Annotated in this window: 8 protein-coding genes; all 8 read right to left on the reverse strand. The window is 27.5% G+C overall.

Annotated features, from left to right (window positions below):
* Positions 1-110 precede the first annotated feature (110 nt).
* Positions 111-1,619 carry a DUF1846 domain-containing protein gene (locus ARA56_RS02490; protein WP_055263615.1) on the reverse strand — a complete coding sequence of 503 codons (1,509 nt, stop codon included), beginning with the start codon at positions 1,617-1,619 and terminating at the stop codon, positions 111-113.
* Between the two features lie 395 nt (positions 1,620-2,014).
* Positions 2,015-3,349 (reverse strand): CoA-disulfide reductase, encoded by a 1,335-nt coding sequence (locus ARA56_RS02495; protein ID WP_055263617.1) that lies wholly within the window; start codon positions 3,347-3,349, stop codon positions 2,015-2,017.
* Between the two features lie 89 nt (positions 3,350-3,438).
* Entirely contained in the window at positions 3,439-6,654 is a 3,216-nt protein-coding gene (locus ARA56_RS02500) for a DEAD/DEAH box helicase (RefSeq protein ID WP_055263618.1), read from the reverse strand.
* Between the two features lie 347 nt (positions 6,655-7,001).
* Positions 7,002-7,829: a Cof-type HAD-IIB family hydrolase gene (locus tag ARA56_RS02505; protein ID WP_055263619.1), complete on the reverse strand. Its 828-nt coding sequence runs from the start codon at positions 7,827-7,829 to the stop codon at positions 7,002-7,004.
* 328 nt (positions 7,830-8,157) lie between these two features.
* Complete coding sequence (locus tag ARA56_RS02510) at positions 8,158-8,412, reverse strand: hypothetical protein (protein ID WP_055263620.1); 255 nt, start codon at positions 8,410-8,412, stop codon at positions 8,158-8,160.
* Positions 8,413-8,487: 75 nt separating this feature from the next.
* A complete protein-coding gene (locus ARA56_RS02515; protein WP_055263622.1) occupies positions 8,488-9,414 on the reverse strand; it encodes a M15 family metallopeptidase in 927 nt (308 codons plus the stop codon).
* Between the two features lie 12 nt (positions 9,415-9,426).
* Entirely contained in the window at positions 9,427-10,329 is a 903-nt protein-coding gene (locus ARA56_RS02520) for a 3'-5' exoribonuclease YhaM family protein (protein WP_055263624.1), read from the reverse strand.
* A gap of 170 nt (positions 10,330-10,499) precedes the next feature.
* Positions 10,500-11,591, reverse strand: a complete 1,092-nt coding sequence (locus tag ARA56_RS02525) for an acyltransferase family protein (protein WP_055263626.1) — start codon at positions 11,589-11,591, stop codon at positions 10,500-10,502.
* Positions 11,592-11,657: the final 66 nt, after the last annotated feature.

An 11,657-nucleotide genomic window follows, 5' to 3' on the forward strand; every position in this document is an offset into this window, starting at 1 on the left:
ACATAATACCATATTTAATTCTTCAAATATTTTTATAATAAAAAAGCCTTTAGTAAATATATTTAAATATCTACTAAAGGCTATATATCTTTGAATTAACTTTTCATAATTTAGTTAGTATAGTATAAACTTTCTGATGGATAAACAGCATCACAAGTTATATCTATTCCTAATTTTCTAAATGTTTGCTCATCACTAGTTGGTAATATTGTTGTTGAGTGTGCTTGGCAATTTTTAAGCATTGGTAGCTTTTCCATAGCTACTTGAGCTGTTGGATTAGTCGCAGCACAAATACTTAATGCAATAAGTACCTCTTCACAATTTAATGATACATTCTTATTTGCTAATGTTTGTGATTTTAACTTTATAATTGGTTCTAATATCACTGGTGATATTAAGTGAATATCATCAGATATATTTGCTAAATGTTTTATAGCATTTAATAAAACTGCTGCTGCATCATCTAAAACTTCTGTATTTCTTCCAGTTATTATAGTTCCATCTTGAAGTTCTAGCGCGATAACTGGACATATTTCATTTTTATTTGACTTTTCTTTTAATTCCTCAGCACGCTTTCTTGCAGGAGCTACAACATTTCTATCTTCTTCCTTCAAATTAACTTGCTCCATTATAAGTTTAGCAGCTTCAAATGTTTCTTTGTCCACATACCCTTTTTTATATTCGCATCCAGTTTTGAAATATCTTCTAATTATTTCTTGTTTTGATGCTTCTCTAACAACTTCATCATCAACTATTCCAAATCCAACTCTATTTACACCCATATCTGTTGGTGATTTATAAACTGATTCTTTTCCAGTAATCTTTTCTATTATTCTTCTTAATACTGGGAAACTTTCAAGGTCTCTATTATAATTTACTGCAGTTTCCCCATAAGCTTCTAAGTGGAAGTAATCTATCATATTTACATCCTTAAGATCTACAGTTGCAGCTTCATAAGCTATATTTAAAGGATGTTTTAGTGGTACATTCCAAACTGGGAATGTTTCAAATTTAGAATATCCAGCTGAATTTCCTCTTTTATATTCATGATATAGTTGGCTTAAGCAAGTAGCAAGCTTACCGCTTCCTGGTCCTGGTGCTGTAACAACAACTATCGGTTTACTTGTTTCTATATAAGGATTCTTTCCGTAACCTTCATCACTAACTATAGTATCAACATCTGTTGGATACCCTTTAGTAGCTCTATGTTTATAAACCTTTATTCCTCTTCTCTCAAGCTTGTTTATAAATACAGTTGCTGATGGTTGGTCGTTATATCTTGTAATTACCACTGAATTTACTTCTAAGTCATAAGATCTTAGATCATCGATAAGTCTCATTACATCCATATCATAAGTAATTCCAAAATCTCCTCTGATTTTGTTTCTTTCGATATCTCCAGCATAAACGCAAATAACTACTTCAACATTTTCTCTTAGCTTATGTAATAACTTTATTTTTGCATTCTCATCAAAACCTGGTAATACTCTTTTGGCATGAAGGTCAAATAACAATTTTCCTCCAAACTCTAAGTATAACTTATCATAGTTATTAACTCTTTCTAAGATAAATTTTGATTGCTCCTCTAAGTACTTTTCGTGATCAAATCCTATTTTCATATGTACACTCCTAATTTTATAGTTTTTTTTTAGTATAAATAATTTTTATACTAAAAATTACTTATACTTAAGTTCGATTAAACAAATTATATTCACTTTTAATCTCCCTTATGTAACTATTAATAGAAAATCTCAATTTAATCTATTAATTAGGCACAAAATCTATACTATTATTACATAAATTTTAAGCTATGTAAATTAAAAAAAACGAAAATTTTTAATTTCTATTTAATATTAATTCGTAAAAATTTCGTGCTTCACTTGTATTTATATATTAATTTTTCTTATATAAATACTACCTATAAAAAATTAAGAGTTAATATATTACGATATTTAAATCTAAATTTGCAAATTAAATATCCTATAATTTTTAACTCTTAATTGTTAATTATTAATTATTTAGATACATTTCCTGCTACATTTAAAACATCCCATGTTCTTGCAAATGGTGGTGCATAACAAAGGTCTAGCATTCCTAATTGTTCAGTAGTCATCTTTCCGAAAATACATGCAGCTAAAACATTACATCTTTGAACCGCATCTTTATATCCAGCAACCTGACCACCTAGTATTACTTTACTATGTGCATCATAAATAAGTTTAACATATATTTTTTGTCTACCTGGATAGTAGCTTGTTTGATTCATATCGGAAATAAACTTAGTCTTATAATCAAATCCTAACTCTTTAACTTCTTTTTCTGAAAGTCCTGTTCTTGCAGCTTCCATATTCATAACCTTAATACAACTTGATGCTAAAGAACCTTGGAAGCAATTATTTTGCCCTGCTAAGTTCTCACCTACTATTCTTCCTAGCTTATTTGCCCCTGTGGCTAATGGAACATACGCTTCTTTTTCACTTACGTAATTATTTATTGTTGCGCAATCTCCAGCTGCGTAAACATCTTCTATTGATGTTCTTCCAAATTTATCTACAACTATAGCACCATTTCTTAACTTTTCTATTCTTTGGTCTGTTATAAACTCAGTATTTGGTCTTACTCCTGTTGCAAGTATAACTAAATCTGTCTCAAATTCACCTTTATTAGTTATTACTTTGTTAACTTTTGTATCTCCACCTAATTCTAAAACAGTTTCATTTAATAAAAGATTAACTTCATGACTTCTAATTTCTTCTTCTAATAAATCAGTTATCTCCTTATCAAAAACTTCTGCTAAAACTCTATCTTGAAGTTGAACAACAGTTACTTCCTTACCTTTTTGCTTAGCAGCTTCCACTGCTTCAAGTCCAATAAATCCAGCGCCTATAATAGTTACCTTCTTTAAGTCTGGATTTGAAAGCAATGCTTTTATTCTATTACCATCTTCCATAGATTTTAATGTTAATACATTTTCTAAATTAACATTTTTTATTGGTGGAATTATAGCTCTTGCTCCTGTAGCTATCATTAGCTTATCATATGAATCAGTAAATTCTTCATTATCTCTTATGTTTTTAACTTTTAGGGTCTTAGAATCAAAATCTATACCTAATACTTCATGTTTAGTAAATATATCTACTCCTGATTCTCTGAACTTTTCTGGAGTTCTTGCTATCATTTCATTTGAATCTTCAAAGAATCCTCCAACATAGTAAGGAAGTCCACAAGCTCCGAAAGAAACTATATCTCCTTTTTCATAAACTATAACTTCATCATTAGGACAAAGTCTTTTAAATTTTGCAGCCGCACTCATACCTGCTGCTATTCCACCTATAATTACTACTTTCATAAACACCATCCTTTGCTTTTTATATTACATTATAAACATATTAACTTATCGTTTTTTATGTTCAGTATTTTTATATATTATATACTAAGTTAATAAAATAATGAAATAATTTCTTCATCACTTATTTTTAATATTGTGTTATCTAACTCGGCACCTTTTCCTACTATTTTATCTATAAGCGCTTTTTTCTCATCTTGAAGACTTATTATTTTTTCTTCAATGGTATCTTGAGCTACTATCTTAATTACTTCCACTATATTATTTTGCCCAATTCTATGCGCTCTATCAGTAGCTTGATCTTCTACCGCTGGATTCCACCATGGATCCAAATGAATAACTATATCTGCACTAGTTAAGTTTAATCCTGTACCTCCAGCCTTAAGAGAGATTAAAAATACAGATGTATCGTCATTATTAAATTCATCAACGAGCTTTGCTCTTTCTTTAGAAGGTGTTGATCCGTCTAAATATTTATAAGTAATATAATTGCTATCAAATATATTTTTCACATTTTTTAATACTGTAGTAAATTGAGAGAACACTAGTATTTTATGTCCTTGCTCTATACATCCTATAACTGTCTCTGTTAATGCATTTAACTTACTACTTCCTCCAATATAGTTTTCCATTATAACCGATGGGTCCAAGCATATTTGCCTTAACTTTGTTATATAAGAAAGTATTTCTATCTTACTCTTTGTAAATTCATCATTTTTAACTTTTTTATCTATAAGCTCTTGAACATAATTTGCATAAGTCCCATACACTTTCTTTTGCTCTTCTTCAAGTGGTACTATAAGTTTCTTTTCGATTTTTTCTGGTAATTCTTTTATGACATCGCTCTTAAATCTTCTTAAAATAAATGGTCTTATAAGCTTATTAACTTCATCAATAATAACTTTATCTTCTTCAAGTCTTCTATGATATCTAGTTAAAAATCTCTTTTCATCGTATAAATATCCAGGCATTATAAAATCAAATATAGACCAAATCTCCATAAGAGAATTTTCTATTGGTGTACCTGTTAAAGCAAATTTTCTCTTTGCATTTATACTCTTTGTTGCCATAGCATTTTGCGATGATGAATTTTTTATATTTTGTGCTTCATCTAAAATACAATAATCGAACTCTTTATCTTGATAAAATTCTAAATCTCTTCTTAACAAATTATAAGTTGTTATTAAAACATCATACTCTTTATATCTCTCTATTAATTCTTTTCTCTCTTTAACAACACCATTAACTATTCCAACCTTTATATCTGGTGAAAATTTCGAAAACTCACCTTTCCAATTATAAACAAGTGAAGTAGGCGCTACTATTAAACTCTTTTTACCTTCATTTGATGCTATGAAAGTTATAGTTTGCAAAGTTTTACCTAACCCCATCTCATCACCTAATATACCGCCAAACCCTAAATAATCTAATGTTTTAAGCCACTTATAGCCTTCAACTTGATATTCTCTTAAAGTTGCATTTATATTATTAGGAATAGTGTATTCTTTATCTCTATACGATACTAAAGAATCCTTTATCTCTTTTATAATTTTACGTCCTCTTATTCCCTTTATTCCTGAGTCATTTATGTAATCTTCTATTACCCCTGCTTTATTCTTATTAAAAATTGCCTTATTATCATTTTCAATAAGCTCCATTGAGTCTAAAAGTGCTAAAATTTTATTTAACTCTAAGTCATTAAGGTCTAAAAATTCTCCACTCTCTAATCTATAATACTTTTTATTATCTCTAAAAGCTCTTAATATATTAACTATTTCTCTATCTTGAATATTTCCTAAGGTAAATTTAAGCTCAAAATAATCAAACTTTCCTTTTCTTATTTCTCCCTTAAAAGCTCCAGAACCTATTGATTTTATACCAGTAAAATTCTCTGAATAATATACTTCTCCTATATCTTGAAGTTCTACTATATCACGCTTAAAAAATCTAAATAAATCATCTTCACTTTTAAAGAATACAAACTTATTATCTATTTTTTCAAAACCTAACTCTTTTAGTTTTTGTACTACTTCATCTTCCTTAGCCTTATCTCTATAGATAATTTTCTCTTCAAAGTTATGTTCGATATTAAACTCATATTGTCCATAACATACTTTAAGGATTAAATATGTTTCATCTTCTTTATCAAAGTAGAATTTAAAGCTAACTGGTGAAATAATGATTTTATCTCTAAGACTTTTAGATAATCTTATATTTTTACTTACATCTTGCATTGAAGGTATTAATTCTCTTAAAATTCTTTCCTCTTCTTCTTTAGCAAAAAATATAGTTTTACCATGACTAAAAGACTCTACATAAGGATTCAAAACATCTATTTGTTCTTCTGGTGGTAAATAAATATTAGAATTATACAAATATACATCCTTAGTTGATGTTAAGCTTTCTGGAATACCATTTTCAGCTTCAAGCTTTATTACCTTCCCCCCATCTTCTAGCGACATCGGTAAATCAATTTTTTCTTCTAATACATCTACTTCTATTTGCCTTGAATAAAACCCGCTTCCTAAGTAGACCCTATTATTTTTTATTACATTAAAAAATTCTCTGACAAGATAATCTGGAATTATAACTTGCTTTCCTGAAATAAATTTTCTATCTATATCTCTTATAAGATTTATAAGTTTAATAAGTCTTTTATCACTATTAGATAACTTCTGTTCATTTATATCAAAAGTAAAATCTTTTCCATATGCTAAAGGAACTTTATTATATAAAGATATTAAAAAGCTTCCTATATCCTTTAAAATATATAACTTATTTGAACTCATTCCCTTTAGTCCAACTCTAAACTCTGCTGCAATTTTTCCATACCAATTTACTCTGTTTATTACAACCTCAAGCTTTATTTCTTTTTTAATTTTTTTCTCACCAAGTAATAAATCTAATACAGAATCTGTAGTTGACTTAATAAGCTCCTTTGAAGCTTCTCCGATACCTAATTCATCCTGAATCGAACTATCTTGCTCTATATCATCTAAAAATCTATAAAACGTAGCAATTAAATGCTTACAACAATATGTAATTCTCTTTTTACCACTTTTCTCATAATCACTACAACTACACTTAGTTAAAACTATTTCTTTAGTCTTTTTATCCATATCTAATCTGCAATTATACTGACTATATAAACTTTCAGATATAACTAAACTATTAATAAAAATTTCATTATCATCAGCTTCATATTTTATATCTGCAATTAAATCATTATTTAATACTCGCCTTCCATCTCTCTCATTTTTACCATAAGTACTTTTCTCAAATGCTTTTAATAAAACCTGTTTTATCATAAATTCACCTACGTTACATATAATGGATACATTATACCACAAATTATTTAACTAGCATTATATTGAAATGTAAGTTTCCACATTAGCTTATAATCAACAAAAGCCTTATGAAATAAATTAACTATTTCATAAGGCTTTTTTAAATTTATACTATAATTTTACTATTCATTTTTGATATACTTCCACTTAACTTCTTCTCATAAAAAATTATAAACGTAATAATAGTTGCTAAAGTTGCATCTATATCTGCTATAGGCTCCACTACTAAAACTATTAGTATATAATATATCAATTTAAAAAAATTTTAAAGGTACCTAATATTTTTACACTATGTTGATAATTTAATTCTACTTATTGAAACGTTCTTCTAAAAATCTTGCAACACCATCTTCATCACAACTTCCTATAACAGCTGTTGCCATTTCCTTTAATTCATCCACAGCATTAGCAGTTGCATAAGCTTCATCAGCAAGTTCAAACATTGGTATATCATTTAAATTATCACCAAAACAAACTAAATTATCATGTTCAATATATCTTTCTAAAAACTTAATTCCATTAGCTTTTGAAGCTTCACTGCTATATGCTTCTAAGAAATAGCAATCTTCTTCATAAATATCTTCATAATAATTAACTGTTAACCCTTGAATTTTAGTTAATTCATCATTTATTCTCTTAATATTTTCATATTTATCAAATACAATGAAGTTAATTACTTTAGAATCTTTAATTGCTTCTTTATAATCAGTTACTTCCACAAAAGTTTTTAACTTTTTATCAGCTCTTTCTTTATAGAAATTATATTCCCAAGCATATTGGAACTCTTTATAATAAACCCATAAATGATTATCTTTAATTCCATACACTAATACATTTTTATCTAACTCTTCAAATATCTCTAAGCACTTTTTAACAGTGTCTTTTTCTATTTCTTTTATATCTATATACTTTTGTTCTTTAATATCATAAATTAAAACCCCATTCATAAGTGCTACTGGAAGCTTTAAATTAATTCCCTCTAATAATTCTACTACAGTAGCTGGTGTTCTAGCTGTGGCTACTGTAAAGTTAACACCGTCATCTATTAATTTATTTAAAGTATCGCATGAATACTTAGATACTTCTTTTTTACTATTTAATAATGTTCCATCTAAATCTGTAACAAATAACTCCATAATTTATCCTCTTCTTCTCTAGTTAGTTTTATTTTTTACTCTCTTAACTTATAATTATCTAAAATTTATCTTTGTATGTATAACTAAAAACTGTTTATTATATTACTCTATCTATTTTTCATAATTAAATTACACATCTTGTACAAACTTATTAATCTTTTTATACAACATCGGATGAATAGTATACCTTATCTTAATTAAAATTTCTATACCTTTTTTAAATATATTTATTTTATGTATTTTTTCAAATATATTTTTACTTCTTTAATATACTCTATACAAAAATAAGGAGCCACATTTAGTAGCCCCTTCCTAGCTATCCATCAATTTAAAGTGATGTTTCCTTCTTTATTTCATTTATCATATCTTCTTCTGAAAAGGTCTTATCATCATATGTATTATATATATCATTTAATGATACAGTGTAATAAACATTTTTACTTTTCTTTTTCTTCTTTTCCTTTTCAGGCTTATTTTCCCCTTTATTCTGCATGGTTTTTTTTACAAAAACTCCTGCTGCAACAGAAGCAGCAACCGCTGATAATGCGCCTAAAACTAATTTTTTACTACTCTTATTCACCATACTTTTCACCTCACTATTATTAAAGATTATAAACATTAAAAAATAGTAAGTCAACTTACAATTTTTATTTACTCTTTAATTATCTATAACACTATTAATCTTTTCAATTAAAGATTCTGTATTTTCATCTATGGTACAACCTTCATACCATTCGCTATTTTCTGCATTATTACACTCACCAAAATATTTTGCTTTTAATATTATTTCTGGCCTATACTCAAAATGTAATATATCAAAATGTGACCACTTTCCTCCCCAAACAAAGCCACACTCTTCAAAAGTCTTAACTATTTCCTCAGGATAAATTGAAATTCTATTTCCACCTTTTTCTCTATTACACCATTTCCAATAATCTGCAGGATCACTCTTTAAATCTATTGCAATAGCAAAAGCATGTGGACTAAGTTGTCCTGTATCTTGTATAACTCTATAATTAAATGTTCCGCTTGTTGGTGATACAAAGTTATATATCTTAGGATTTTCCTTTGCAAGCTCACTTATAATACTTAGTGCCTTCTCAAGATTATCTGCTGCACCATTTACTTTATTAAACATCATTGAACCATAATAAGTACTTTTATTAGTTATATTTTTCTGTACAGCTTCTTTACTATTACCATACATATTACTTAAAAAAGAATAACATCTAATTCTTCCTGGGTCTTGCCCTTCTTCCATAACATTATTTATCATATCCAAAGGATAAATTTGTTCTAAAGTATCCTGTAAGTCAGAATTATAAAACTTCTGTTCATGACTTTTCTCTTTTTTATCATCATAAAGAACTTTATTATTATTTTGCATTACAAGATAAACAAATCCCTTTTCATCTTTTTCTATATCTTTAATACATTCAGGATACGTTAACATTAAAACTAATAAATCTCTTTTTGTATTCCATATATAATCCATCTCTTTGTTTTCTTCCGAAGCAAAGGTAGTACTCTCAACAGATATAATAAATAACATACACGTCAATAAAAATTTAATTACTTTATTCATGCTTAACCTCCACTATAAATATAGCCTTGCTTCTAATTTTCTATCATAATCAGTCCAACCACCATCTGGATACTTTTCTTTAATCTTTTCTATCTTATTCATTGTTGCATCTACATAATCAGCATAATGCACAATATAAGACTCTTCCATATTCATATCCTTAGGAGATCCAAACTCTGGTTTTCCATGATGTTGAACAATACATCCTTTTATTCTTGCTTTAAATTCATCCGAATAAAGATTAGGCTCTGACTCAAAAGCTTTATCAAGCATTTGAATTCCTATAACTATATGACCTTCCATCTCACCTTGAAGTGTATATTTAAAAGGTCCATCGTAGCTCATCTCATATATTTTACCTATATCATGAAGTTTTGCAGCTAATATGGCAATCTCCTTGTTTTTACAATTATATCTTTCAGAAAATACTATACTTAAATACATAACACCTAATGTGTGTTCTGCGAGACCACCTATATAATTATGATGCATAGATACTCCACCAATTGCCTTTTTAAACTTCTCTAAAAATTCTTCATTCTTAAAAAAATAATTATTTAAGGACTTTCCTTCCCTTGAAAGTATATATTCATCAGTATATAGTTCTAACTCTTCCATAATATCTTCTACTGGTCTTTTTACTGTTGGAAGATAATCTTCAATTTCATATTCATCAATAAATTCATATTTCTTAACATCAAAATTGCTATCTTTTTTACCTTCAACAGATATAACCCTACCTTCTACTATATCTCCTTTTTTAGAAGGTATAGTAGCTTTTATATCTCCACTTTTATCTGCTAATATAGCAACAACTTTGCTAGTATCTTTAAACATTATTCTCATAACCATCAAAGAAATTTTTATATTTTCTCCGCTTTTTACATCATTTAAAAATATGTCTTTATTACTCATATGTTTGCCTCCACTTTTCTCACTCTCTAAAATAGTATGTGCAATGAAAATTAAAATATTTTATTTAAAAAATGAAAAAAGCCAGAATATTTATAATCCATGGCTTTTTAATCTATTTGCAAATTTTTTAATAAACATTATTTTTTTATATGTTCAAATTATCAATCAAACTATTTCATCCCTAATAAAACATCCATAAATTTAATTCTTCTACATATCTCATAGGCTATAAATGTAAGACCAAAAGATAAGCTAATTATTAACACTATAGAAACCCATGCAGGTAAAGTTAATGGTAATATATAAAATGCTAATACTAACAAGATTGTTTGATGTAATATATATACTGGAAAAGATGCTTTGTTTAAATAAGCTAATAATTTATTGCTTTTGTTTAAATATCTAATTCCATAAGATACTATAGTTATTCCCATAATTAATGATATCGTACTCTTTAGTGTACTATCTAATATATAAACTATAGATTCTGTTTGTGCATTCCTTATTAAGAAAAAGTACAGTGCACCTAACATAACAGTTCCAATTGTTAAGGCTAAAAATAACCTTCTTTTATTAGATAATCTTTCTATAACTTCATTATCACTATAGGCTACATATCCTAGAATGAATAATAGTAAATTCGTTAATACACCTTTCCCTCCTATTGTAGGAATCATCTCTAAAGTTATTAACGCTATTAATACCCACAATAAAGACCTTTTTCCCAAAACTATAGGCTTAATTGAATCACTTATAAATTTTCCTGGCTTAGTTTTCAGCCACTTTATTATAAGAACCCCTACAACTGATATTGCAAAAAGGAATATAATAAACCAAAGATGAGCGGGACTAAAATTACCATCAAAACCCATAAAGTCACTTACATTTGTAAAAAACATTTTTAAATGACTAAAATAATTTATATTTTTTTCTCCTCTCCATAATCTAGCTAAATATGTTTGAGGTGGTACGACAACTAAAATTCCAAATATAAATGGTATAAGTAATCTTTTGACTCTTTCTTTAATATACTGACCACCACTTCTTTTTTTCAATGCAAAATAAGTTGATGCTCCTGCTAAGAAAAATAAAAGTGGCATATACCAAGAAAATGTTAATAAAATAAATATGTTAGAAAATAAATTACTATTTTCAGCTTTAACATAAAAATCTCCAAAATCAGTAAATAATGCTGCTGTATGATAAACAAATAACATCAATATACAAATATTTCTTATCCAATCAATTTCATTTCTTCTCATAAAATCCCCCACACTTTTGTTAACAATTTATTTACATTTTAATTTTACCATAGCTTAACTTCAAAT

This window comes from Clostridium disporicum, assembly GCF_001405015.1.
Lineage (GTDB): Bacteria > Bacillota > Clostridia > Clostridiales > Clostridiaceae > Clostridium > Clostridium disporicum_B.

Coding starts and splice junctions, on each gene's coding strand:
- ARA56_RS02490 (WP_055263615.1), bottom strand. CDS start 1,619: ATGAAAATAGGATTTGATCACGAAAAGTACTTAGAGGAGCAATCAAAA.
- ARA56_RS02495 (WP_055263617.1), bottom strand. CDS start 3,349: ATGAAAGTAGTAATTATAGGTGGAATAGCAGCAGGTATGAGTGCGGCT.
- ARA56_RS02500 (WP_055263618.1), bottom strand. CDS start 6,654: ATGATAAAACAGGTTTTATTAAAAGCATTTGAGAAAAGTACTTATGGT.
- ARA56_RS02505 (WP_055263619.1), bottom strand. CDS start 7,829: ATGGAGTTATTTGTTACAGATTTAGATGGAACATTATTAAATAGTAAA.
- ARA56_RS02510 (WP_055263620.1), bottom strand. CDS start 8,412: ATGGTGAATAAGAGTAGTAAAAAATTAGTTTTAGGCGCATTATCAGCG.
- ARA56_RS02515 (WP_055263622.1), bottom strand. CDS start 9,414: ATGAATAAAGTAATTAAATTTTTATTGACGTGTATGTTATTTATTATA.
- ARA56_RS02520 (WP_055263624.1), bottom strand. CDS start 10,329: ATGAGTAATAAAGACATATTTTTAAATGATGTAAAAAGCGGAGAAAAT.
- ARA56_RS02525 (WP_055263626.1), bottom strand. CDS start 11,591: ATGAGAAGAAATGAAATTGATTGGATAAGAAATATTTGTATATTGATG.